The 25,631-nt window shown below is 66.2% G+C and carries 15 protein-coding genes; 9 read left to right on the forward strand and 6 right to left on the reverse strand.

Annotation, left to right across the window (positions count from 1 at the left end):
• Positions 1-311: 311 nt before the first annotated feature.
• Positions 312-5,060 (forward strand): beta strand repeat-containing protein, encoded by a 4,749-nt coding sequence (locus tag FXN65_RS24885; RefSeq protein WP_151137423.1) that lies wholly within the window; start codon positions 312-314, stop codon positions 5,058-5,060.
• Positions 5,061-5,107: 47 nt separating this feature from the next.
• Here the strand turns inward: FXN65_RS24885 and FXN65_RS24890 are convergent, their stop codons facing one another.
• Positions 5,108-10,012 (reverse strand): alpha-2-macroglobulin family protein, encoded by a 4,905-nt coding sequence (locus tag FXN65_RS24890; protein WP_151137425.1) that lies wholly within the window; start codon positions 10,010-10,012, stop codon positions 5,108-5,110.
• A gap of 141 nt (positions 10,013-10,153) precedes the next feature.
• Between FXN65_RS24890 and FXN65_RS24895 the strand changes: the two genes are divergently transcribed.
• Both FXN65_RS24895 and FXN65_RS24900 read left to right on the forward strand, forming a co-directional pair.
• The gene (locus FXN65_RS24895) at positions 10,154-11,497 is read left to right on the forward strand and encodes an MATE family efflux transporter (RefSeq protein ID WP_151137427.1); all 1,344 of its coding nucleotides are present in this window, start codon (positions 10,154-10,156) and stop codon (positions 11,495-11,497) included.
• A gap of 35 nt (positions 11,498-11,532) precedes the next feature.
• Entirely contained in the window at positions 11,533-11,991 is a 459-nt protein-coding gene (locus FXN65_RS24900; RefSeq protein WP_151137429.1) for a DUF2214 family protein, read from the forward strand.
• A 109-nt stretch (positions 11,992-12,100) separates the two neighbouring features.
• On the opposite strand, the gene FXN65_RS24905 is transcribed toward FXN65_RS24900, so the two are convergent.
• From FXN65_RS24905 to FXN65_RS24925, 5 genes are all read right to left on the reverse strand, one after another.
• Positions 12,101-12,724, reverse strand: a complete 624-nt coding sequence (locus FXN65_RS24905; protein WP_151137431.1) for an FMN-dependent NADH-azoreductase — start codon at positions 12,722-12,724, stop codon at positions 12,101-12,103.
• Between the two features lie 167 nt (positions 12,725-12,891).
• Positions 12,892-14,805 carry an arginine decarboxylase gene (gene speA / locus FXN65_RS24910; RefSeq protein WP_151137433.1) on the reverse strand — a complete coding sequence of 638 codons (1,914 nt, stop codon included), beginning with the start codon at positions 14,803-14,805 and terminating at the stop codon, positions 12,892-12,894.
• 132 nt (positions 14,806-14,937) lie between these two features.
• Positions 14,938-15,309 carry a translation initiation factor Sui1 gene (locus FXN65_RS24915; RefSeq protein ID WP_151137435.1) on the reverse strand — a complete coding sequence of 124 codons (372 nt, stop codon included), beginning with the start codon at positions 15,307-15,309 and terminating at the stop codon, positions 14,938-14,940.
• Between the two features lie 398 nt (positions 15,310-15,707).
• Positions 15,708-16,232, reverse strand: coding sequence for an NUDIX hydrolase YfcD (gene yfcD, locus FXN65_RS24920; protein ID WP_151137437.1), 525 nt, complete (start codon positions 16,230-16,232; stop codon positions 15,708-15,710).
• On the reverse strand, positions 16,232-17,302 hold the full coding sequence (locus FXN65_RS24925; RefSeq protein ID WP_151137439.1) for a DUF2333 family protein: 1,071 nt from the start codon (positions 17,300-17,302) through the stop codon (positions 16,232-16,234). Before FXN65_RS24925 ends, yfcD begins: the two co-directional genes overlap by 1 nt.
• Positions 17,303-17,584: 282 nt before the next feature.
• Between FXN65_RS24925 and FXN65_RS24930 the strand changes: the two genes are divergently transcribed.
• The 6 genes from FXN65_RS24930 to accC all read left to right on the forward strand — a co-directional run bounded on the left by FXN65_RS24930 (position 17,585) and on the right by accC (position 25,618).
• Positions 17,585-19,201, forward strand: a complete 1,617-nt coding sequence (locus FXN65_RS24930) for a response regulator (protein WP_151137441.1) — start codon at positions 17,585-17,587, stop codon at positions 19,199-19,201.
• 75 nt (positions 19,202-19,276) lie between these two features.
• The gene (locus tag FXN65_RS24935; RefSeq protein ID WP_151137443.1) at positions 19,277-21,241 is read left to right on the forward strand and encodes a methyl-accepting chemotaxis protein; all 1,965 of its coding nucleotides are present in this window, start codon (positions 19,277-19,279) and stop codon (positions 21,239-21,241) included.
• Positions 21,242-21,416: 175 nt separating this feature from the next.
• Positions 21,417-23,195 (forward strand): protein-disulfide reductase DsbD, encoded by a 1,779-nt coding sequence (locus tag FXN65_RS24940; protein WP_151137445.1) that lies wholly within the window; start codon positions 21,417-21,419, stop codon positions 23,193-23,195.
• A gap of 122 nt (positions 23,196-23,317) precedes the next feature.
• Positions 23,318-23,761, forward strand: a complete 444-nt coding sequence (gene aroQ / locus FXN65_RS24945; protein WP_151137447.1) for a type II 3-dehydroquinate dehydratase — start codon at positions 23,318-23,320, stop codon at positions 23,759-23,761.
• A 25-nt stretch (positions 23,762-23,786) separates the two neighbouring features.
• Positions 23,787-24,251: an acetyl-CoA carboxylase biotin carboxyl carrier protein gene (gene accB / locus FXN65_RS24950; RefSeq protein WP_151137449.1), complete on the forward strand. Its 465-nt coding sequence runs from the start codon at positions 23,787-23,789 to the stop codon at positions 24,249-24,251.
• A 17-nt stretch (positions 24,252-24,268) separates the two neighbouring features.
• On the forward strand, positions 24,269-25,618 hold the full coding sequence (accC, locus tag FXN65_RS24955; protein WP_151137451.1) for an acetyl-CoA carboxylase biotin carboxylase subunit: 1,350 nt from the start codon (positions 24,269-24,271) through the stop codon (positions 25,616-25,618).
• Positions 25,619-25,631: the final 13 nt, after the last annotated feature.

Consider the following 25,631-nt stretch of genomic DNA (forward strand, 5'->3'; position numbering starts at 1 on the left):
TCACCGTTCGTCGTGATTTTGACCGTCAGTACTCTTCGCCCCGGGCCGTCCCTTTACAGAGGCGCGGGCTCCTCCTAAACGAATATCAAACTGACATCAGTGCTTTGGCCGTCGCTGTAGTCGGTGCCTCTCGTCCTCACGGTCCCTTACTCACTTCAGGAGTCCCTTGCATGGGTGCTCGCAGATTCCTGCGTGCTGCCTTCGGGCTTCGCGCGTCCCGTTCACAGCGGGCGGCTCAGGGCCCGCCTGGCGCCGCGCAATAGCCCAGGTAACGCCCACAAGACCAACAATTTCAGCGAAAGGACGTCAGCATGGCCATCTCCACCGTCTCATTCAGCAATACTCCCCAAGCGAACGGCGACAGCTTTATCTACGAGAACCTGGTGCAAGACGGCCTCGACTACATCTGCCTGGATGTCATGGCGAATGACCTCGGTGGCAAGGCCAAGACGCTCTATTCGCTGGACGATGGCGTTACGGCCGATGGCAGCACGGCGACCCGGACGGAGATACAAGCGGACCTGCTGGCCCATGACCAGGATTGCTACAGCGCTTATGGCGCCCGTATCTGGATCAACCGGGACCCGTTGGACGGGAAGATGAAGGTGCTCTATGACGCCAGCGACCTCCTCCAGAGCGCGGCATACAGAAGCCTCTCGGTTGGCGAATACCTGACCGACAGCTTCACCTACGCCATTCGCCTGGGTAACGGCACCCTGAGCTGGGCCACGGCGACAGTGCGGATTGCCGGTATCAACGACGCTCCGGTGGTCAGCAGCCCGGTAACCCTGACCGCGATTGCCGAAGACAGCGGCGCGCGCCTCATCACCCAGGCCGAGCTGCTGGCCCATGCCTCGGACATCGACGGTGATGGACTTACAGCCAGCAACCTGCAGATCAGCGCCGGCAGCGGCACATTGATCGACAACGGCGACGGCACCTGGAGCTATACCCCGGCACTGAACGACGACACCCAGGTGTCCTTCACCTACACCGTCAGCGACGGTTCGCTCACTGCCGCTGGCAGCGCCAGCCTCGATATCACCCCGGTCAACGATGCGCCCACCACCACCCCGGTAACCCTGACTGCGATTGCCGAAGACAGCGGCGCCCGCCTGATCACCCAGGCCCTGTTGCTGGCCAACGCGGCGGACGTCGACGGCCCAGCCCTGACCGCGACCGACCTGCAGATCAGCGCCGGCAGCGGCACATTGATCGACAACGGCGACGGCACCTGGAGCTATACCCCGGCACTGAACGACGACACCCAGGTGTCCTTCACCTACACCGTCAGCGACGGTTCGCTCACTGCCGCTGGCAGCGCCAGCCTCGATATCACCCCGGTCAACGATGCGCCCACCACCACCCCGGTAACCCTGACTGCGATTGCCGAAGACAGCGGTTCCCGCCTGATCACCCAGGCCCAGTTGCTGGCCAACGCGGCGGACGTCGACGGCCCTGCCCTGACCGCGACCGACCTGCAGATCAGCGCCGGCAGCGGCACATTGATCGACAACGGTGACGGCACCTGGAGCTATACGCCGGCGCTGAACGACGACACGTCCGTCAGCTTCAGCTACTCGGTGACCGACGGTTCGCTCAGCGCCGCCGGCAGCGCCAGCCTCGATATCACCCCGGTCAACGATGCGCCGACCACCACCCCGGTAACCCTGACTTCGATTGCCGAAGACAGCGGCGCCCGCCTGATCACCCAGGCACAGTTGCTGGCCAACGCGGCGGACGTCGACGGCCCAGCCCTGACCGCGACCGACCTGCAGATCAGCGCCGGCAGCGGCACATTGATCGACAACGGCGACGGCACCTGGAGCTATACGCCAGCGCTGAACGACGACACCCAGGTGTCCTTCACCTACACCGTCAGCGACGGTTCGCTCACGGCCGCTGGCAGCGCCAGCCTCGATATCACCCCGGTCAACGATGCTCCCACCACCACCCCGGTAACCCTGACTGCGATTGCCGAAGACAGCGGCGCCCGCCTGATCACCCAGGCGCAGTTGCTGGCCAACGCGGCGGACGTCGACGGCCCAGCCCTGACCGCGACCGACCTGCAGATCAGCGCCGGCAGCGGCACATTGATCGACAACGGTGACGGCACCTGGAGCTATACGCCGGCGCTGAACGACGACACCCAGGTGTCCTTCACCTACACCGTCAGCGACGGTTCGCTCACTGCCGCAGGCAGCGCCAGCCTCGATATCACCCCGGTCAACGATGCACCCACCACCACCCCGGTAACCCTGACTGCGATTGCCGAAGACAGCGGCGCCCGCCTGATCACCCAGGCGCAGTTGCTGGCCAACGCGGCGGACATCGACGGCCCAGCCCTGACCGCGACCGACCTGCAGATCAGCGCCGGCAGCGGCACATTGATCGACAACGGCGACGGCACCTGGAGCTATACCCCGGCGCTGAACGACGACACGTCCGTCAGCTTCAGCTACTCGGTGACCGACGGTTCGCTCACTGCCGCTGGCAGCGCCAGCCTCGATATCACCCCGGTCAACGATGCGCCCACCACCACCCCGGTAACCCTGACTGCGATTGCCGAAGACAGCGGCGCCCGCCTGATCACCCAGGCGCAGTTGCTGGCCAACGCGGCGGACGTCGACGGCCCTGCCCTGACCGCGACCGACCTGCAGATCAGCGCCGGCAGCGGCACATTGATCGACAACGGCGACGGCACCTGGAGCTATACGCCGGCGCTGAACGACGACACGTCCGTCAGCTTCACTTACACCGTCAGCGACGGTTCGCTCACGGCCGCTGGCAGCGCCAGCCTCGATATCACCCCGGTCAACGATGCGCCCACCACCACCCCGGTAACCCTGACTTCGATTGCCGAAGACAGCAGCGCCCGCCTGATCACCCAGGCCCTGTTGCTGGCCAACGCGGCGGACGTCGACGGCCCAGCCCTGACCGCGACCGACCTGCAGATCAGCGCCGGCAGCGGCACATTGATCGACAACGGTGACGGCACCTGGAGCTATACGCCGGCGCTGAACGACGACACCCAGGTGTCCTTCACCTACACCGTCAGCGACGGTTCGCTCACGGCCGCAGGCAGCGCCAGCCTCGATATCACTCCGGTCAACGACGCGCCGACCACCACCCCGGTAACCCTGACTTCGATTGCCGAAGACAGCGGCGCCCGCCTGATCACCCAGGCCCAGTTGCTGGCCAACGCGGCGGACGTCGACGGCCCAGCCCTGACCGCGACCGACCTGCAGATCAGCGCCGGCAGCGGCACATTGATCGACAACGGCGACGGCACCTGGAGCTATACCCCGGCACTGAACGACGACACGTCCGTCAGCTTCACTTACACCGTCAGCGACGGCTCGCTCAGCGCCGCCGGCAGCGCCAGCCTCGATATCACCCCGGTCAACGATGCCCCGGTCAACACCCTGCCCGGCGCCCAGACCACTCCTGCAGGAACACCCAAGAGCATCAGTGGCCTGAGCATCGCCGATGTGGATGCTGGCTCGGGCAACCTGACAGTGACGCTGCAGGTCGCCCACGGCACCCTCTCCGCGCAGTCGCTTGCAGGCGGTGCCTCGGTAATCGGCCTCAACACCTCCACCCTCACCCTCAGCGGAACCCTCGCCCAGATCAACACAACGCTGGCCGCCAATATCGGCTACCTCTCCGCCGCCAACTTCAGCGGCGAAGACACGCTGATCATGACCACCAGCGATGGCGCCGCCAGCGACGTCGACAATCTGGGCATCACGGTCACGGCTACGCAGGTGAACGCTGCACCAGTTGCAGTCAACGATGTGCTCTACGTGTCCAACAACACTGCGGCCTTCAATGCAACCAATGGTACTGGCATCGTCTTCTCGGTCGCCGCCTTGCTGGGCAATGACTCCGATGTCGATGGGTCGTTCCTGTCCATCACCGGTCTTGGCCTGGGAGCAGGCGCGATCTCCGACGTGAAATTCGTCGAAGGCTCGAACAACAGCCTGATCACCTTCGCCAGCGGCAATAACCCGTCCTCCCCCACCGGCACATTCACCTACACCCTTTCGGACAATGCCGGCGGAACGGCCACGGGAACCGTGACGGTAAATCTCGTCTCCACCAATGGCGCGTCCAGCGTCAACCTGTCCGGCAACAGTTACCAGGCAGCCTTCCTCGACGGCGGCAGCAACGTGGACGCCCTGACCGGAGCGGCCGCAAGTGATCTGTTCGTCGGCGGGAATGGGGTGGACACACTCATTGGCGGCAGTGGCGAAGATCGCCTTCGCGGGGGCGAGGACAACGATGTGCTGGATGGCGGTGACGGCATCGATATGCTCGATTTCTCCGATGCCACCGGCTCACTCACCTTCACCCTCAGACAAGGCAGCAATCCGGCTGCTGGCACCAACGGTTTCTGGAACACGGGAGCCCTGCCGGGAATCGGCACAGACACCTACAAGAACATGGAAGGTGTGGTCGGCTCCCGCTTCGCGGACACCCTCACCGGCAGCAGCGGCAACGACGTCCTTCGCGGCGGCGCCGGCAATGACATCCTCGATGGCGGTGCGGGCACCGACCTGCTCGACCTGTCCGATGCGATCGGCGCGCTCAGCTTCACGCTGGCGCAAAGCACCAGCGGCACGTCCCTCGATCTTTCCGGCGTGGGCCTGGGCATCGACAACTACCGGAACATGGAAGGCGTGATCGGTTCGATCTACAGCGACACGCTGACCGGCAGCAGCGGCGACGACGTCCTGGTCGGCGGTCTGGGTGCAGACCGGTTGAGCGGCGGTGGCGGTGCGGACGTGTTCAGGTTCAACAACCTCAGTGAGGCCGAGGACCGCATCCTCGACTACAGCGCCAATGACAAGCTCGATATCTCGGCGCTGTTCGCCACCCCGATTTCGGGGGATATCGCCAACTACGTCAAAGCGGTGCTGGTGGGTACGGACATCTCGGTGCAGGTGGATGTCAACGGCAGCACGGGAGGGGCGAACTTTGTCGAGCTGGTCACCATCACCGGCGTTCAGCAGGTGACGGCGACCTTCGGGGGCGGCGACCACATCATTCCCAGCTGAGGGCGTGCCCCCTCTCCCTGAAAGGGAGAGGGGGTTCCGGTTCGGTCTTACTTGCCGCGCACCACCAGGTGCTCCGGGGCCTCGCCGAGGGCCTGCCAGTTCGGCCGGTACATGGACTCCACCGTGGGCGGCGGCACGCGGTATTTGCCGGGAGTGACGGCGCGGGCCAGGTACAGCAGGTGGGTGGTGCCGTACTCGCTGACATCCAGGGCCGCCACGTAACGGTCATCGCGGAATTCCTGGTGCTTGATGGCGGCGTTCTGCATGGACTTCTGCCACTCCTTCACTGCGCTGCTGGCGTCGTCCAGGCTGGCGGCGCTCTGGGCGAGGTTCTGGTTTTCCAGCTCCAGGCCAGCCGGCAGCAGGTCCACCACCAGGGCGTCGGGTACGCGCTCCTTCGCTTCGATGGCCAGGTGCACCAGCACCAGTTCGCCGCTGTCCAGGCTGTTGAGATCAAGGCGCTCGCCATTCGCGCCGAGGAACTCGCGGTAGATGGCGAGGTTCTCGCCACCGGCGGCAGGCGCCGTCAGCGGATAACCGGAGAGGGTCAGCTGCTGGTAGAGCGGCTCGCCGCCGGCCGGAGTGATGCTCAGCGGCTCGGTCAGCAGGGCGCCGTCCAGTTTCAGGCCGGGTTGCTGATTGCTCAGCTCGCGCTGCTGGCCGCCCGCGCTGAGCTGCGCGCTCCAGTTCGGTTCGGGCTTGCCCAGCAGGCCACGGCCCGCCAGGTACAGCGCGTTGCGCTCCTGGGTGGAGAGCCAGCGCTCGCCGGCCACCAGGTCGGCCAGGTCGAACAGGCGCTGTTCGCGGGCGCTGGCAGCCAGGTCGTTCTCCTCCAGCAGGGCGAGGATCAGCGCCTGGTCGCGCAGCGGACTGCCGTAGTCGGCCAGCCAGTCCCGGTTGTCGCGCTGGAGACGCAGGCCAAGCTCCAGGGCCTGGTCGGCTCGCGGCGCATCGCCCATCAGCTTGAAGGCCACCGCCAGTTGCACCAGCGGCAGGCCCGAGCGGGCATCGGCGCGGCGTTCCCACAGACTGCGCAGCGCGCCCAGCGGCGCCTGCTGGCTGCGGGCCAGGACGTAGCCGGCGTAGGCCTGCACGGCGAAACGGGTGTGATCGGCGTTCTGGCTGTAGCTGACTTCGACCAGGCTGCGCTCCTGCAGGTAGCGCAGCAAGCGCTCGCTGGCCTTCTTCAGGGCCTCCGGCGGCACCGCGAAACCCTGGTCGCGGGCACGCAGGAGGAAGTCGGTGACATAGGCGGTCAGCCAGTATTCCTCTTCGCTGTCGGCGCTCCACAGGCCGAAGCTGCCGTTGTAGCGCTGCATGCCCAGCAGGCGTTCGATGCCGAGGTCGATGGACTTGCGGCGCGTGTCGTCCGGCTCACCTTCCAGGCCGAGGCGCTTGAGCGACGCGGCGTCGGCATAGAGCGACGGGTAGAGGCCGCTGGTGGTCTGCTCGGCGCAGCCGTAGGGGTAGGCCTTGAGGGCACGGACCTGCTCGCCGAGGTTCAGCGGCGGGCGGCTGGACAGCTGCAGCAGGGCCTCGCGGCCATCCGGCTCGTACGCATCCAGGGTGCCGGCCGGCAGGCTCCAGGCATCGCCCTTGAGCACCGCGCGGAACTGCTTGAGCTGCGCCGGATAGGCCGGGCGCACGCCGAGGGTCCATTCGCGGCTGAACGGCGGCAGGTTCTCGCCCGGTAGTTCCAGGCCGTTGACCGTCACTTTGAAGTGGCCCTGGCCATAACCGCCCACCGCGCGCACCGGAATGCGCAGGGTGGTGCGCTGGCCATCCTTGAGCTGGATGGGTGCGGTCTGGCCACCGGCGCTCTGGGCGAGATCCAGTTGGCCAGTGCTTTCCAGTTGCACGTCCAGGCGCTGGGGCTTGCCGGACAGGTTGGTGAGGTCCAGCGCCAGGGTGGTCTGGTCGCCGCCGGCAAGGAAGCGCGGCGCGGCCAGCTCCGCCACCAGCGGCGCGGCCACCACCGTCTTCGCCTCGGCCATGCCGTAGCGTTCATCGGTCCAGGCCTGGGCCATCAGGCGCAGCTCACCGTTGAAGTCAGGGATGTCGAGGCTGACCTCGCCCTGGCCCTGCTCGTCCAGGGCCACCGGCGCGCTTTGCAGGGCGACGATGGTGACGCTGGTCTGCGGACGCTTGCCGCCACCGGCCAGCGCGGCGTCGCCACCGAAGGCCATGGTCGCCAGGCGGCCCTGGCCGGCTTCGATCAGTTGGCCATAGACGTCGAGCTGGTCGGCGCCGTAGCCCTTGCGGCCGAACAGGCTGGCGAAGGGGTCGGGCGTGGCGTAGCTGGTGATATTGAGGATGCCCACGTCCACCGCGGCCACCAGCACGTTCACCGACTTCGGCACGCTGCCATCGGCATTCTTGGCCTGCACCTGGACCTTCAGCGGCTGCTTGGGCCGCATCTTTTCCGGTGCGCTGAGGGAAACCGCCAGCTTGCGCGGCGCGCGATCCAGCGGCAGGTGCAGCAGGCCCACGGCGCGCTTGGGCGTCACGCTGGCCTTGCGCTCGCCGGGGCGGATCACCAGGGCGCTGACGTAAAGGTCATGGCGTGCCCATTCCTTGGCCACCGGGATGTCGAAACTCTTGCCTTCGGCCGGCACCTCGATGGGTTGCCACCAGAGCGGGCCTTCGGCGGATTCCACCAGCAGATAGCCGCTGCCGGCGCTGGGCGGGGTGACGGTGACTTTCGCGGTGTCGCCGGCGGCATAGCCCGGCTTGTCCAGCGCCAGCTTGACCTGGTCCGGGCGCACCGCGCCGCCTTCGGCGTTGTCCTGCCAGCGATAGCCGGCCCAGAAGCGCAGGCTGCTGGTGATGCCGGTCTGCGGGTCTTCCACTTCCACGCGGTAGGGGCCCCACTCCACCGGGAAGCTCACCTTGGCGGTGCCGCCGGCGGCCACCTGCACCTGCTCTTCCGAGAGGTTCAGGTACTTCTCGTTGTAGTGGTAGGTCCAGCCATCACTCTCGGAGTAGTTCCAGTAGTAGTCGCGGCGCTCGCGCACCAGGCGCACCTTGAGGTCGTCGGCGGCCAGCTTGTTGCCGTCGGGGTCAGCCACCAGCAGTTCGAACTCGGCGACGCCGTCGGCATCGGTTTCTTCGCCCTCGAACAGCGCACGCAGGCCCGGCAGGCGCTCGGCAGGCCACACCGGCTGCACCAGGCGACGGGTGATCGGGCGGCCGCCGGATTCCTGCAGGCTGGCCTGGAGGATCAGTTGCACGGGCGACTTGGCCTCGGCCCAGCGGGTTTCGATGTTCAGCTCGGTCTTGCCGTCGGCGTCCAGCTGGGTTTCGTCCAGTTCGATGTCCTGCTTCAGCTCGTCCTCGGTCACTGAGCCGAACTGGTAGCCGGGCAGTGCCTTCACCGCTTCGCGCAGCGGGCGTACGTAGAGCTGGCCGGTCAGACGGTTGCCGGAGGCTGGCGCGCCATAGAGGTAGCGGCCGCTGACCTGGAAGCGGGCATTGTCGGAGGGCACGAACGGCTGGTCGCTGCCCTTGAGCTCCAGCGCCATGCGCTCGGGCAGGAAGTCTTCAACGAGGAATTCATAGAGCTGCGGCTTGCCGTCGCCCAGGTCGAAAAGCAGTTGCCAGCGACCGGTGGGCGCCTCGGCGGCGAGCGGCAGCTGGTACTGGTAGAAACCGCCCTCTCCGGCTTCCCAGACGAAGCGGCGGCTGACCTGTTCGTCGGGGCGGCGCACTTCCACGGTCACCGGCTGGCCAGCCACCTCGCGGCCATCGGCGTCGCGCAGCAGGGCGTTGAGCAGCACCGTCTCGCCAGGGCGGTAGAGGTCGCGCGGACCGAAGACGAAGAACTGCAGGGCATGGCTGGCCGGGCCGGCGATGTCGAACTCGGCCAGGTCCAGCGCCGGCGCGGACAGGCGCAGCAGGCTGGTCTGCTCGTCCTTGCGGGCGATCAGCACCTCCGCCTTGGGCGCCAGCGGCAGCTCGGCGTGGCCCTTGCCGTCGGTCTTGCCTTCGGCCAGCACGCGGCCTTCGCCGTCGAGCAGCTCCAGGGCGATATCGGCTTGCGCGGCGCCGCCTTCCAGGGCCTGGGTGAAGATGTCCAGGCGATCACTGTAGCGGTGGGCGGAAAGGCCGATGTCGCTCAGGGTGAAGAGGGTCGCCGGGTTGGAATAGGTGTAGCTGCCGGCCTCCTTCATCACGGCGAGGTAGACGCCTGGCTGCTTCATCGGATCCAGGTTGGCGATGGGTAGCAGCAGGGTCTCGCGGGTGTTGCGTGCGGGCTTGAGGTCGAAGCGGCCGGTGTAGACCAGGTCGGCCATTTTCAGCAGGTCGCGGGCCTCCCAGACGTCCAGGGCGCCACGCTTGCCCCAGCGGGCGAGGAAGCCCGGCAGGGATTCGGCCTTCACGCGGAAGAAGTCCACATCCACCTTGTCGACGTTCAGCGCGATCACCGGCAGGCCTTCGGCGAGGCGCGTGGGCAACAGCGAGCCCCGGCTGGCGAAGCCGACGGTCGCCTGCAGGTCGCGGGTTTCCAGGCGGGTGACGTGCTCTGCGGCGAGCCGCGCATCGTTCACCGCGCGCAGGCCGGGGTCAATGGTCAGCACCAGCTGGCGCTTGGGCTCCAGGTGGCGCAGGCGCAGCTCCATCAGGTTGTCGGAGAGTTCCCAGGCGCCGTCCACCGTGCCGTCCCGGCTGTCCACCAGGTGCAGCCGCTCGGCGAACGTCTGATCCGGGTCCAGGGGCACGGAGAAGGTCACCGACAGGGCGCTGGCGCCCTCGAGCTGCACTTCGGAGACGTCGATCACCTGCAGTTCGCGGCCGGCGTAGCGCTTGGCCAGGGCTTCGGTGTCGGCGGCGGGGCGCGCCGCGGATTGATCGGCAGCCGGTGGCGACTTGCTTGCGGCTTGCTCGGGGGTGGAGGAATCACAGGCGCTGAGCAGGCTCAGCACCAGGGCCAGAAGTAGTCCTTTCTTCGGCATGACAGGCTCTCGTTGGGGAGTGCGTACAAGCCGCGAACTATAGACCAGCCGGGCGCTCCGGTGGCATCCGGACGACGGCAGGAGCGATGCAGCTCACGAAACTTCGCGCCGCTATACTGCGCGGCCTGACTGGAGCCCTGCATGAGCCTGTTCCTCGACGCCTGGCGGCATTCCCCGACCCACCGCAAGGTCTGGGCACTGGCCGCGCCCATGATCCTCTCGAATATTTCCGTGCCCCTGGTCGCCCTGGTGGACAGCACCGTGGTGGGCCATCTGCCCCACGCTCACCAGCTGGGCGCGGTGGCGGTGGGCAGTACGCTGTACATGCTGCTGCTCGGGGTGCTGGGCTTCCTGCGCATGGGCACCACCGGTTTCGCCGCCCAGGCCGCCGGCCGCGCGGATGGCGGCGCCCTGCGCCAGGTTCTGCTGCAAGGGCTTGGCCTGGCGCTGGGCCTGGCGCTGTTGCTGGGCTTGCTGGCAGTCCCCTTCAGCGACCTGGCGCTGGGGCTGATGAACCCCTCCGCGGAGCTGGACACGCTGACCCGCGAGTTCTTCCACCTGCGCCTGCTCGGCCTGCCGGCGGCCCTGGCCAACTACGCCCTGGTGGGCTGGTTCCTCGGCACCCAGAACGCGCGCGCACCGCTGGCCATCCTGCTGGGCACCAACCTGGCGAACATCGCCCTGGCGCTGTGGTTCGTCCTCGGACTGGACTGGGGCGTGGCCGGTGCGGCGCGTGCCGCGGTGATCGCCGAATGGAGCGGCGCGCTGATCGGCCTGGCACTCACCCGTGGCGCACTGCGGCGCTATCCGGGCCACATCGACTGGCCGGCACTGCAATTGTGGCGCAACTGGCGGCCGCTGCTGGCGGTGAACCGTGACATCTTCATCCGTTCCCTGGCGCTGCAACTGGTGTTCTTCCTGCTGACGGTACAGGGCACCCGGATGGGCGACGCCACCGTGGCGGCCAACGCCCTGCTGCTCAACGGCCTGCTGGTGACCGCCTACGCCCTGGATGGCCTGGCCCATGCGGTGGAAGCCCTGTGCGGTCACGCCATCGGCGCCCGTGACCGCCTGACCCTGCGCCGCTCGCTGCTGGTGGCCGGGGGCTGGTCGCTGCTGGCGAGCCTGGGCTTCGCGCTGTTCTTCGCCGTCGCCGGCGGGCTGTTCATCGACATGCAAAGCGACATCGCTGCCGTCCGCGAAGTGGCCCACACCTACCTGCCCTACCTCGCGCTACTGCCTGTGATCACGGTGTGGAGCTACCTGCTGGATGGCCTGTTCATCGGCGCCACGCGGGCCCGCGAAATGCGCGACGCCATGCTGGTCGCCGTCGTCCTTAGCCTGCCGCTGGGTTGGGGACTACAGTTTCTCGGCAACCACGGACTCTGGCTGGCTTTCCTCGCCTTCATGGCGATACGCGGGATCAGCCTCGGCGCACTGGCCTGGCGCCTGCAACGCCGCGACGCCTGGTTCGCCGCACGATAACGACTACGAAAACCTGATGACCTGAAGGAGTTTCCATGGGACAAGCCGTCGCCGCCTATCTGCATTTCCTCTCGATCTTCATGCTCTTCGCCCTGCTCGTGCTGGAGCATCGCCTGTTCAAGCTGCCGCTGGACCTTGAGCGCGCGCGCAGCCTGGTGCGAATCGACATCGCCTACGGCCTGGCCGCCGGCGTGGTGCTGCTCACCGGCCTGGCGCGGGTGGTCTGGTACGGCAAGGGGCTGGATTACTACCTGCACAACTCCATGTTCCACGCCAAGATGGGGCTGTTCGTGCTGATCGCCCTGCTCTCCGGCTTCCCCACCTTCGTCTTCCTCAACTGGCGCAACGCGCTGAAGGCCGGCCAGGTCCCGGAGGTCAGCCCCGGCAAGGCCAGGGCGGTAATCATGGTGATCCGCCTGGAATTGCTGCTGGCGCTGCTGCTGCCGCTGTTCGCGGTGCTGATGGCGCGCGGTCACGGGGTGATGGGCAGCTGAGGCTGACAGCGGTTCCCCGTAGGGTGCGCTGCGCGCACCGATGCCAGGCCAGCGCCGGCGCAATGTTCAACCGCCGGTGCGCAGGGCGCACCCTGCCGGCGCCTCTGCCCTACAACTGCACGTCGGGGAAGGGCTCGGGGGCGAAGACCGGATTGAAGGACAGGCGTTCCCGGGCCTGCTGGAGCGCAGCGTTCACGGCCTCCTCGCCATCGGCCAGCCCCTGCAGGTGGAGGTATTCCACATGGTGCAGGCCGATGATGCCGAGCACGTGGCGCAGGTAGGGGGATAGGAAATCCATCTGCTTGGCCTTGGCGCCCAGGTAATGGCCGCCTGAACTCAGCACCACGAAGGTCGGCCGGTCCTCCAGCAGGCCGACGCGCTGGCCGTTGTGGATTTCGAAGGTGCGGCGGATGCGCACCACATAGTCCAGCCAGAGTTTCAGCGCCGCCGGCACCATGTAGTTGTGCATGGGCGTGGAGATGATCAGATAGTGGCTGCGCTCCAGCTCGCCGATCAGTTGCTCGGACAGGACGAAGTGCTCATCCGCGCGATCCGCATGACCCACCACCGCGCCCGCATAGTCGGCGCAGATCGGCGGCAGGGGTTCGCGCACGAGATTGCGCACGATCACCTCGGCCTTGGGGTGGATGCGCCGGGCCATTTCCCGGGCCAGCTGACCGCCGGGCGAGGCCAGGTCGTTGGGGCTGCATTCGAGCAACAGGACGCGCGGCATGGTGATGACTCCAGGTAAAAATGAAGGCTGGCGGAAATGAAAGCGCCGGACGGGAAATTTTGCCAGGGAGTTGGTCGCCTGGCGGCCTCCTCTCTGTTTCAGCGAATGAATGCGCCCACGCATGAAAAAGCCCGGCACAGGGCCGGGCTTTTTCATTCACCACGCTGTCAGGAAGACAGGTAGGACGAGCGGGTCAGCCCCAGGCGCAGGGCGTCGATGAACTGGGTGCGCTCGCGCGGGCTCAGCCTGGCGCTGGCGACCTTGTCGCGGTAGTGCGCCATCAGCTCCTCGGGGGACAGGTGCACGTAGCGCAGCATGTCTTCGATGGTGTCGTGGGTTTCGATACCCGCGTGGTACACGCTGCCATCGTCATGCTGGTAGACGTTCACCGAGTCGGTGTCGCCGAACAGGTTGTGCATGTCGCCGAGGATTTCCTGGTAGGCGCCCACCAGGAACACGCCCAGCAGGTAGTCCTCGCCTTCGCGCACCTCGTGCACGGGCATGCTGGTTTCGATGCTCTGCTCGTCGACGTACTGGTTGATCTTGCCGTCGGAATCGCAGGTCAGGTCCTGCAGCACGGCACGGCGCAGGGGTTCTTCGTCGAGCCGGTGCAGCGGGATGATCGGCAGTACCTGGCCGATGGCCCAGGTGTCCGGCAGGCTCTGGAACACCGAGAAGTTGCAGATGTACTTCTCCGCCAGCTTGTCGTTCAGCTCATCCAGCACCTGGCGGTGGGAACGCTGGCGTGCTTTCAGCTGGTTGTGCAGACGGCGGCAGATGGCGAAGTAGGTTTGCTCGGCCAGGGCTTTCTCGGCCAGGCTCAGCTTGCCTTCGGCGTACTGGGCGGCGGCGTCGCTCATGTAGTGGGTCGCGCGCCAGTAGGTCTCGGTGACCATCTCGGCATCGGTCGGGCCCAGCAGTTCGGCCAGCCAGCGGACGATCTCCGGTTGCTCCTCCAGGTTGGTGAACTTCGGCACCTCGTCGTTGTGGCGCTCGACGTCGGTCACCTGCATCACCAGCACCGCGTGGTGCGCGGTCATGGCGCGGCCGCTCTCGGAGAAGATGTGCGGGTGCGGCAGGCCCTGCGCGTCGCAGAACTCCTTGAGCATGCCCACCACCACGCCGGCGTAGTCGTCCATGTCGTAGTTGATGGAGCTGGCGTTGCGCGAGTGGGTGCCGTCGTAGTCCACGCCCAGGCCGCCACCGACGTCGATGTGGTCGACCGGCAGGCCGAGGTTGCGCAGCTCGGCGTAGTAGCGGATGGCTTCCTTGAAGCCGTGCTGGTAGTCGGCCAGGTTGGCGATCTGCGAACCCATGTGGAAGTGCAGCAGGCGCACGCCCTGGTCCAGGCCGGCCTTGCGGAAGCGCTCGACCACCGAGAGGATCTGCGCGGCGGACAGGCCGAACTTGGATTTCTCGCCACCGGTGTCGGCCCACTTGGACGAGGCCAGGGACGACAGGCGCACGCGCAGGCCCACCTGGGGAGCGACCTTGAGTTCGGCGGCGACGTCGATGACGAAGTCCACCTCGGCTTCCTTCTCGATGACGATGAAGACGTTGTGGCCAAGCTTCTGGCCCATCAGCGCCAGGCGGATGAACTCGCGGTCCTTGTAGCCGTTGCAGACGATGGTGCCGCCCTTCGGCGCCAGGGCCAGCACGGCCAGCAGCTCGGGCTTGGAGCCGGCTTCCAGGCCGATGGAGACGTTCTGGGTGGCGATGATGTTTTCCACCACCGCTTCCTGCTGGTTGACCTTGATCGGGTACAGGGCGGTGTACTTGCTCTGGTATTCCAGGCGCTCGATGTTGGCGTCGAAGGCACCGGTCAGCTGGCGCACGCGGTCCTGCAGGATGTCGGGAAAACGCACCAGCAGAGGCAGCGACAGGCCCGTCTCGCGCAGGTCGCTGACGATGTCGAAGAAGTCCACCGGCGCGCTGCCGACACCGCGCGGACGCACTTCGACGCGGCCCGCTTCATTGATTGCGAAATAGCCGGCCCCCCAGTGGCGAATGCCATAGACACTGCGGCTGTCGGCCACGGTCCAGCTGGTGCCATCGTCTTTGCGCGTGCGTCGTGCAGACATCGGTTTCCCCCTATGGGATAGAAAAGGGCCATGCCCGCCGGATCGTGCCGGGCGGGCGCGGACAGGTTAATTCGGTCGTGTGACGTTGGAGAGTTGACCGTTGCAATGACGGTCAGTTTAGAAAGCCGTGGCTCAGCCGCCGGATTTCTTCGCCTTGAAGCCGCGTTTGGCGAGTTCTTCAAGCAACAGGTCCACGTGGTCGCCCTGGATCTCGATCACGCCGTCCTTCAGGGCTCCACCGGTTCCGCAACGACGCTTGAGCGCAGTGGCCAGCTCCTTGAGCTCGTCGCCCGCCAGCGGCACGCCGCTGATGGTGGTGACGGTCTTGCCGCCACGGCCCTTGGATTCACGACGAACGCGGGCAATGCCATCGCCAGCAGGCACGGTGGCTTGCTTGCAGATGCAGGCATCGATGGGCTGGCGGCAATCCGGGCAGTGCCGGCCGCTGTCGGTGGAGTACACCAGGCCGCCGAGGGCGGCAAAGGACGAAGCTTTCTTGACCACCGGCTTTCCTCGTAGGGGTCAGGATAGCGACTGGTCGGCGGGGTGCCGACCGCGAAGCCCCACTCTGGCAGGGGCAGCGCTGCCTGGCCGGGAGGCCAGGGTTGAAAGGCGGCGAAATTTATCAGCTATTGCGCCGGATGCTAAGTACGAAAATGCGCCATTGATCGACAGATTGGCGACCTCGTGCAGCATCCCGCACGAAAGGGTCCGGAATATTGCACAAACCCGCGCCTGGCGCGGGTTTGGAGGGAGAAAAAGGCGAATTTCATTGTGCGGGATCGGCGAAAGCCTGTCGGGGCGAACTCATTCGCCAAGCAGGCCGAAGACCTGCCCTTCGAGATCGCAGGGCTGCTACGCAACCCTTGGCTATTGAAATCGCCCCGACAAGAGGAGTGCACCTAAAAGGACGCGAGGTACAGCTTCAGCGCCTTGAGAGAGTCGGGGCAGCAGGGCTCGACGGCCAGCGCCTCGTCCACCGACATGAAGCGCGCTTCCATCACTTCTTCCGGCTGCAGTTTCAGCGGCGCGTCGGACACGGCGGAAAACACCGCGCCCCAGAGGCGGTTGCCCGGTTCGTCGAAATAGAAGCGGCCATGCTCGCGCAGCGGCACCCCACCGACGCCGAGTTCTTCTTCCAGTTCGCGGGCGGCGGATTCGGCGTAGTCCTCGCCTTCCTGCACCATGCCGCCAGCGGCCACGTCCCAGTAGCCCGGGTACAGCGCCTTGCTCAGGGTGCGGCGATGCACACAGAGCTGGCCGGCGGAGTTGAACAGCAGGATGAAGGTGCCCCGGGAGATCAGCCCGCGCTCGCGCACCTCGGCGCGGGGCAGTCCGCCGAGGGAGCGGTCCTGCTCGTCGACCCAGGCGACCCGCTCGGCATCCGAGGCGGCGCGATGGGCCGCCTCGCGCGCGTCGATGGCCATCAGCCCTGCTCCAGCAGCTGACGCAGGTCGATCACCGCGGCGTTGGCGCGGGAAATGTAGTTGGCCATCACCAGCGAGTGGTTGGCCAGCACGCCGTAGCCGCTGCCGTTGAGCACCATCGGGCTCCACAGCGGCTCCTGGGCGGCCTCCAGTTCACGGATGATCTGGCGCACGCTGATGGTGGCGTTCTTCTTCGCCAGCACATCGGCGAAGTCGACTTCGATGGCGCGCAGGATGTGGGACAGCGCCCAGGCCTGGCCGCGGGCTTCATAGAAGACGTTGTCGATCTGCAGCCAGGGGGTCTCGACGATCTCTTCGCTCACTTCCGGCACCTTGCCCGAGGCGGCGGCGGCTTCCGGGCTGATATCGGTGTTCAGGCGCACGCGGCCGACGCTGGCGGACAGGCGCTGGGACAGCGAACCCAGGCGGGTGGCGACGTCGCCCAGCCAGTTGTTCAGGTTGTCGGCGCGGGTATAGAACTGGGCGTTGGGCTGGTTCGGGTTGGCCAGGCGGGCCAGGTAGCGATCCAGCGAACGGATGCCTTCCCGGTACTCGGACTCGGACGCCGGCAGCGCCCAGCTCTTGTTGTCGAAGTTGAAGCGCGGTTCGGCCTTGGCCAGGTCCGGGTCTTCGGTGGACTGTGACTGGGAGCGGGCGAAGTCCTTGCGCAGGGCGCGGGACAGGTCACGCACCTGGACCAGCACGCCGTACTCCCAGCTCGGCATGTTGTCCAGCCAGAGACCGGGCGGGGCCAGGTCGTTGGAGACGTAGCCGCCGCTCTTGTCCAGCAGGGTCTGGGCAACGGTCTTGAGGGTTTCCACGGTGGTATAGCCACTGACCATCTGGCGGCCGGCACGATCGGCGGCGGCCTGGGCGTTCTGCTGCACGGGGAAGAGGTCGGGCTCGCGGCTCCAGTACCAGCCCACCACCACGCAGGCGATCAGGTAGATCACCAGCAGGCTGCCGAGGGCGCGACTCATCCACATGCCACCGAGGTAGCTGCGCACATCGTCAACCGAATCATCGACGCGCTCACGCGCATCGCCCATACGCTTCTTCCAGTCCAGCATGGCAGTGTCCTTCGAATTTCGATCAGCAAGGAAAGGTTCGACCACGGTCCTTTGTAGTGGTTGTGGCCGAGTTCAGCACTATAAGGGATGAGCACGCGCGGCGCAGTGGCCGCGAGCCAAACCATCATCCGGTGCGCACGGGCAATCGCCCCTGGCGCTACCTTGCTGACGATGCTTATCTGACGAATCACGCACATCCGGGACAGATGGCACTGGCGTACCGCCTACAAGGTGATAGCATGGCGCCATCATTTAGATCGTCTCCAGGCGACACTTCCGGCCATGACCGAGCACGAAGACCCTAGCCGCGACCGACTCAAGAACCACTTCGCCCAGCGGGTGATCAACCAGGCGCGGCACGTGCTGGAGATCTGGCAGCGCCTGCAGCGCAGCGAGTGGAGCCCGGCCTGCATGGCCGAGCTGGCCGAGGCCAGCCTGTACCTGCAGCGCTATGCGGAGCGCTTCGAGCAACCCGAGCACACACGCCTGGCGGTAGCCATCGGCAATTGCCTGCGCGGCGTCGAGGAAAATCGTGGCCGGCTGTCCAGCGACCTGATCACCGAGCTCAGCCTGCTGATGCAGCGCCTGTCGCGCACCGGACTACGCCATGGCGACCAGTTCGAGCAGACCTTCCTGCCGCCCCTGCGCAAACCGGTGTACCTGGCACTGCAGAGTGAGGATCGCGCCGAGCGCCTGACCCAGCAACTGGACTTCTTCGGTCTCAACGCCCAGTGCTGCGAGAGCGCCAATGCCTTCCGTGCGGCCATGGCCGAGCGGCACCCGGCAGCCATCGTGCTGGAAGTGGACTTTTCCGGACCGGGCAAGGGCCTGGAGCTGGCCCGCGAGGCCCAGCAAGGGTTGGAGCAGAAGCTGCCGATCATCTTCTTCAGCCATGAAGAAGCCGACGCGCCGACCCGCCTGGCCGCCGTGCGCGCCGGCGGCCAGGAGTTCTTCACCGGCGCCCTGGATGCCTCCAGCCTGCTGGAGAAGCTGGAAACCCTGACCCGCACCGCCCACTACGATCCGTTCAAGGTGCTGATCGTCGACGACTCCCGCGCCCAGGCCACCCATACCGAGCTGATCCTCAACTCCGCCGGCGTCGTCACCCGCGTCATCACCGAACCGGTGCTGGCCCTGCTGGCCCTGGCCGAATTCCAGCCGGACCTGATCATCCTCGACATGTACATGCCCGAGTGCCTGGGCACCGAACTGGCCAAGGTGATCCGCCAGCACGAACGCTATGTCAGCGTGCCGATCATCTATCTCTCGGCCGAAGACGACCTGAACAAGCAACTGGATGCGATGAGCGAAGGCGGCGACGACTTCCTCACCAAGCCGATCAAGCCGCGCCACCTGATCGCCACGGTGCGCACCCGCGCCACGCGTGCGCGCAGCCTCAAGGCACGCATGGTGCGCGACAGCCTCACCGGCCTGTTCAACCACACCCACACGCTGCAGTTGCTGGAAGACGCCAGCTCCCGCGCGCGCCGGGATGGCAAGCCGCTGTGTTTCGCGATGCTCGACATCGACCACTTCAAGAAGGTCAACGACACCTATGGTCATCCCATGGGCGACCGGGTGATCAAGAGCCTGGCGCTGTTTCTCAAGCAGCGCTTGCGCAAGACCGACCACATCGGCCGCTACGGCGGCGAGGAATTTGCCGTGGTCCTGCCCGATACCGACCTTGAAGCGGCGCATCGGGTGCTTGAGGAGATCCGCCGTCGCTTCGCCGAGATCCGCTACCCGGCGCAACCCGACGACCTGACCTGCACCTTCAGTTGCGGCATCGCCCAGCTGCGGGACGATCTCGACATCAACCAGTTGTCCAAGCAGGCGGACGAAGCGCTCTACCGCGCCAAGCACGGCGGCCGCAACCGGGTCGAACTGCACCTGGACTGAGCCCCGCCGTCACGGGACTGTCACCAAACAGCAATATCATCTGGCCATCTCCCTCAGCTGTTCGAAGTGGACGCGATGCGCCTGAAACTGCTCACCAACCTGATTACCCTGCTGCTGGTCACCGTGTGCCTGGCACTCGGGGCCACGCTGTGGTGGTCGCAACGGGCACTGGAACGCCCTTATCAACTGATGGAACAGTACCTCGACCTGGCCCAGCGCTTCCGCAGCGAAGTGGCGGACAACGTCCAGGGCTATCTCGGCAGCGGCGACGCCCTGCGCCACAGCGCCGCCAGCCAGGGCATCGACAGCCTGGAGCAGCGCCTCGGCCAGCTCCCCGCCGAGTTTTCCGAGGAGCTGCTGCCCAGCTTCAACGAACTGCGCGAATTCACCCGTGGCGAACTGCTGGCGGCCGGCAAGCTGGCGGGCGACCCCCAGGGCCTGCTGATCCAGGCCGAGCGGGAAATCGCCGGCTCCCTCGACCAGCTCGCCCAGTACGCCGACTCCGCCAACACCCCGACTGCCGCCGGGTACCGCGCACCGCTGTTTGCCGCCGCACAGCACCTCAACCGCCTCAGCCAGGCCCGCGCCAAGCTGGTGGATAGCGGCCGCGACGAACTGGCAGCCGACGTCGAACGCGAACTCGAAGCCCTGGGCCAGGACAGCACCAGGCTGGAACAGCTACCCCTGCTTGGCGTGGCCGACAGCAGCACCTCGGCCGCCGATGACTTCGCCGCCATGATGGGCCTGGAAAGCAGCAATGAAGCCAGCCAGGCGGAAGACCGTGGCATCGCCCTCAAACGCGAACTGAGCGGCCTGCTCAAGCGCTACCCGGGCGAGCTGGCACGCACCCGCGAACTGATCCAGCGGCGGGCCGAACTGGCCAAGGCCACCGCCCAGCGAGTGGACGCCCTGCAAGGCGCGCTGGCCGCCCTGGAGCCCGAAGTACGCGCCGAGCATGGACGCATCCAGGCCGAAGTCCGCGTGATGCAGGGCCTGATGATCGGCCTGATCCTCCTGATCGCCCTGTGCATCGACCGCATCCAGCGCCGCCTGACCAATGTCCTCGGTCGCCTGGTCAACGCACTGGGCGCCTGGGCCGCCGGCGACTTCAGCCGCCCCATCGCACTCGGCTCCAACATCCACGACCTGCGCCGCATCGAAGAATCCCTCAACCGCCTGCGCGACTACCTGGGCGAACTGGTGGGCACCATTCGCCTGCACGCCGAGCAGGTCGCCGGCAGCAGCAGCGCCCTGGCAGAGCTGAACAACGGCCTGCACACAGGCGCCGAATACCAGGCCGGTGGCACCGCGCAGATCCGCGACGCCCTGGGCGAGCTGGAAAACACCATCCAGCAGGTGGCCAGCGATGCCAGCCTGGCTGCCGACGCCAGCCGCGATGCAGGACTCGCCGTGGAACAGGGCCAGAGCGTGATCGACCAGAGCCTGGCCGGCCTGCACCAACTGGTGGGCGAAGTGCAGAACAACGCCCAGGCGGTGGAACGCCTGGCCGAAGAAACCGAAACCATCGACAAGGTGCTGACGGTGATCCGCGGCATCGCCGAACAGACCAACCTGCTGGCGCTCAATGCCGCCATCGAGGCCGCGCGCGCCGGGGAAATGGGCCGCGGCTTCGCCGTGGTCGCCGAGGAAGTGCGCTCCCTGTCCCAGCGCACCACCGGCGCAACCACCGAGATCCAGCAACTGATCGCCCGCCTCCAGCACGCGGCAAGGCAGTCGGTGGAAGCCATGCGCATCCAGGTGGAGCACGCCGAGGCCAGCGCCGAACAGGCCGCCGCCGCCGATGGCGCGCTGATCGAGGTGGTCAGTGCCATCCGCACCATCGCCAGCATGGCCGAGCGCATCGCCGACGCCACCGCCCAGCAGAGCGGCGCGGTCAGCGAAATCCGCGACCATAGCGAGCAGATCCATCAGCTGGGGGGCGACAACCTGGCGCGCATTGGCGAAAGCCGCAGCCAGGGCGAGCGCCTGCTGCAACTGGGCGGCGAACTGCACACAGCGGTGAAGGCCTTCCGCGTCTGAACCAGTGCGCGACCGAATGTCGCGCCCCGCCCCGGCGAGGGGGCGCCAGCCCGGCGAAAAATACCGTCCGCTACCAGACCATTCGGTCAGGTGACAAAACCGCTTACAGCCCGGAACCTGCAGGAAGGCGTCGAGGTCCGTTATGATGCGGGCATCTTCTGCCCAAGAGACCTCCATGCGCCGCCTGCTGAGCCTGATCCTGCTGCTGGTGGCCCTGCCCGCCAGCGCAGGGCTGCTGGATAATCGCCCGAACCCCACCCTGGGCGCCTCCCTCAATAACAGTGCCGATTTCCTGCCGGTGCGCGAGGCCTTCCGCCTCAGCCTGGTAGAAAGCACCCCCACATCGGTGAAGCTGCGTTTCACCAATGCCGAGGGCTACTACCTCTACCGCCATCGCTTCCAGTTCCGCACCGAGCCCGCCGACGGCGGCCTGGGTCAGCCGGTGCTGCCCGCCGGCAAGCACAAGACCGACGAATACTTCGGCGATGTCGAGGTGTACTACGGCGTAACGGACATCGACCTGCCGGTGGACCCGGCGCGCAAGGCACCCACCGAACTGCGGGTGACCTACCAGGGCTGTGCCGACAAGGGCCTGTGCTATCCGCCGGAAACCGAGGTGATCAAGCTCGCCGCCGGTGCCGCCGGCAGCAGTGGCAGTGATATCGGCAGCGGCACCACCGGCAAGGCCTGGAGCTGGCATGAACTGGCCCTGTTCTTCCTCGCTGGCCTCGGCCTGACCTTCACCCCCTGCGTGCTGCCCATGCTGCCGATCCTTTCCGGCGTGGTGCTGCGCGGCCAGGCGGGCGGCAGCCGGGGACTGGTGCTGTCGCTGGCCTACGTGCTGCCGATGGCCGCCTGCTTCGCCCTATTGGGTGCGCTGATGGGCGTGTTCGGCGCCGAACTCAATCTTCAGGCGCGACTGCAATCCCCCTGGGTGCTGGTGCCCTTCGCCGGTTTCTTCACCCTCTTCGCACTGGCCATGTTCGGCCTCTACGAACTGCGCCTGCCGCGCTTCATCAGCGGTCCGCTGGACACCCTGGCCAGCAGCACCAGGGGCGGTTCGATCTGGAGCGCGGCCCTGCTCGGCGTGCTTTCCAGCCTGCTGGTATCCCCCTGCGTTTCCGCACCGCTGGCCGGCGCCCTGCTCTATATCAGTGCCAGCGGCGATGCCCTGGGCGGCGGCCTGAAGCTCTTCGCCCTGGGCCTGGGCATGGGCGCGCCCCTGGTGCTCTTCGCCACCGGCGGCGGCGCACTGCTGCCCAAGGCCGGCCAATGGATGGTCGCCGTGCGCAACGCCTTCGGTGTGCTACTGCTGGCCGTGGCGGTGTGGATGCTCGAACGTGTCCTGCCCGGCCCGTTGGCCCTCGGCCTCTGGGGCCTGCTGGCCGGCGGCGTGGCGCTGTTCCTCGGCGCCCTGGAATTCACCCCCAAGGCCCCTCGCGAACGCCTTGCGCAATTGGGCGGCCTGATCCTGCTGGTCTACGCCGTGGCCGCCTGGTCAGGCGCCCTCAAGGGAGAATCCGATCCGTTGCGCCCGCTGGGCCGCACGCACCTGGTTGGTGCGCCGTCCGTCGCCCCGGCCAGCGGGGATTGGCAAACCATCAAGACGCCGGCCGAACTCACCGGCGCCCTCGCTGCAGCCTCGAGCACTGGCCAGCCCCTGCTGCTGGACTGGTATGCCGACTGGTGCATTAGTTGCAAGGTCATCGAGCGTGAAGTCCTCATCGCCCCGGAGGTCACCTCGCAGCTCGACGGCTACCGCCTGATCCGTTTCGACATGACCGAGAGCAACGCGGAGCAACGCGCCCTGCTCGACCGCTACAAGCTGTTCGGACCGCCGGCCATCCTGTTCTTCGACGGCAAGGGTGACGAATTGGTCGGACTGCGTGTCGTAGGTGAAGTCGATGCCAAGGCCTTCGCCGCTCGTCTGCAACAGGCGAATGCATCGCGCTGATGCATGTAACGTCATATATTTGCCGTAAACACCGGGCATCTTGTCGGCTATTGTCGACAACTGGACAGCCTTTTCGGCTATCCGGCATAGTGCCGCCTGGCCTCCAATAAGGAACAATCAGCATGGCCACCCTGCTCGTCCTGCACGGCCCCAACCTCAACCTGCTGGGCACCCGCGAACCCGACAAATACGGGGCCACCACCCTGGCGGAGATCAACCAGGACCTGGAGCGCCGCGCTCGCGAGGCCGGTCATCACCTGATGTATCTGCAGAGCAATGCCGAGTACGAATTGATCGACCGGATTCATGCGGCCCGCGGTGAAGGAGTGGACTTCATCATCATCAATCCTGCTGCTTTCACGCATACAAGTGTCGCCCTACGTGACGCGATGCTCGCAGTGAGCATCCCATTCATCGAAGTGCACCTGTCCAACGTGCACAAACGAGAACCTTTCCGCCATCACTCCTACTTTTCCGACGTGGCCGTGGGAGTGATCTGCGGTCTGGGTGCCACCGGCTACCGCCTGGCCCTGGACGCGGCGCTAGAACACCTTGAACGCCCCTGACCTCACCCTTGGGAGTTGATGATTAATGGATATCCGTAAAGTCAAAAAGCTGATCGAACTGCTCGAAGAATCCGGTATCGACGAACTGGAGATCCGCGAGGGCGAAGAGTCCGTGCGCATCAGCCGTCACAGCAACAAGGCGATTGCCGCCCAGCCGATCTACGCTGCCGCGCCCGCGCCGATGGCTGCTCCGGTTGCAGCCGCTGCTCCGGCTGCTGCCACTGAAGCCGCTGCCCCCGCAGCGCCGAAGCTGAACGGCAATGTCGTGCGTTCGCCGATGGTCGGCACCTTCTACCGCTCGCCGTCCCCGACTACTGCTGCCTTCGTTGAAGTCGGCCAGAGCGTGAAGAAAGGCGACATCCTCTGCATCGTCGAAGCCATGAAGATGATGAACCACATCGAGGCCGAGGCCAGCGGCGTGATCGAATCCATCCTGGTGGAAAACGGTCAGCCGGTTGAGTACGACCAGCCGCTGTTCACCATCGTCTGAACCGCGGAGAGCCTGCGATGTTGGAAAAAGTCCTGATCGCCAACCGTGGCGAGATTGCCCTGCGCATCCTGCGCGCCTGCAAGGAGCTGGGCATCAAGACGGTGGCGGTGCACTCCACAGCCGACCGTGAGCTGATGCACCTGTCCCTGGCCGACGAGACCGTCTGCATCGGCCCGGCTTCGGCCGCCCAGTCCTACCTGAGCATCCCGGCGATCATCAGCGCCGCCGAACTGACCGGCGCGACTGCGATCCACCCGGGCTACGGCTTCCTCGCCGAGAACGCCGACTTCGCCGAACAGGTGGAGAAATCCGGCTTCGCCTTCATCGGCCCGAAAGCGGACACCATTCGCCTGATGGGTGACAAGGTTTCCGCCAAGGACGCCATGAAGCGTTCCGGCGTACCGACCGTGCCGGGCTCCGACGGCCCGCTGCCGGAGGACGAGGAAACCGCCCTGGCCATCGCCCGCGAAGTGGGTTACCCGGTGATCATCAAGGCCGCCGGCGGCGGTGGTGGTCGCGGCATGCGCGTGGTCTTCGAGGAAGAAGAGCTGATCAAGTCGGCCAAGCTGACCCGTACCGAAGCCGGTGCAGCCTTCGGCAACTCCATGGTCTACCTGGAGAAGTTCCTCACCAACCCGCGTCACGTCGAAGTCCAGGTCCTGTCCGACGGACAGGGTAACGCCATTCACCTGGGCGACCGCGACTGCTCCCTGCAGCGTCGTCACCAGAAGGTTCTGGAAGAAGCCCCTGCTCCGGATATCGACGAGAAAGCCCGCGCCGAAGTGCTGGACCGCTGCGTCCAGGCCTGCATCGAGATCGGCTACCGCGGCGCCGGCACCTTCGAGTTCCTCTACGAGAATGGCCGTTTCTACTTCATCGAGATGAACACTCGCGTGCAGGTGGAGCACCCGGTTACCGAAATGGTCACCGGTATCGACATCCTCAAGGAAATGCTCAGCATCGCCGCCGGCAACAAGCTGTCGATCAAGCAGGAAGACGTGGTCATCCGTGGCCATGCGCTGGAATGCCGGATCAACGCCGAAGACCCGGACAACTTCATGCCCTGCCCCGGCAAGGTGAACTACTTCCATGCACCGGGCGGCAACGGCGTTCGCGTTGATTCGCACCTGTACAGCGGCTACGCGGTTCCGCCGAACTACGACTCGCTGATCGGCAAGCTGATCACCTACGGCAAGGATCGCGACGAAGCCATGGCGCGCATGCGCAATGCGCTGGACGAGATCGTCGTCGACGGGATCAAGACCAACATCCCGCTGCACCGCGACCTCACTCGCGACAAGGGTTTCTGCAAGGGTGGGATCAACATCCACTACCTGGAAAAGAAACTCGGCATGGACAAGCACTGATCTCCAGTGCCTG

The sequence above is a fragment of the Pseudomonas lalkuanensis genome, assembly GCF_008807375.1.
In the GTDB taxonomy this organism is placed as follows: domain Bacteria; phylum Pseudomonadota; class Gammaproteobacteria; order Pseudomonadales; family Pseudomonadaceae; genus Metapseudomonas; species Metapseudomonas lalkuanensis.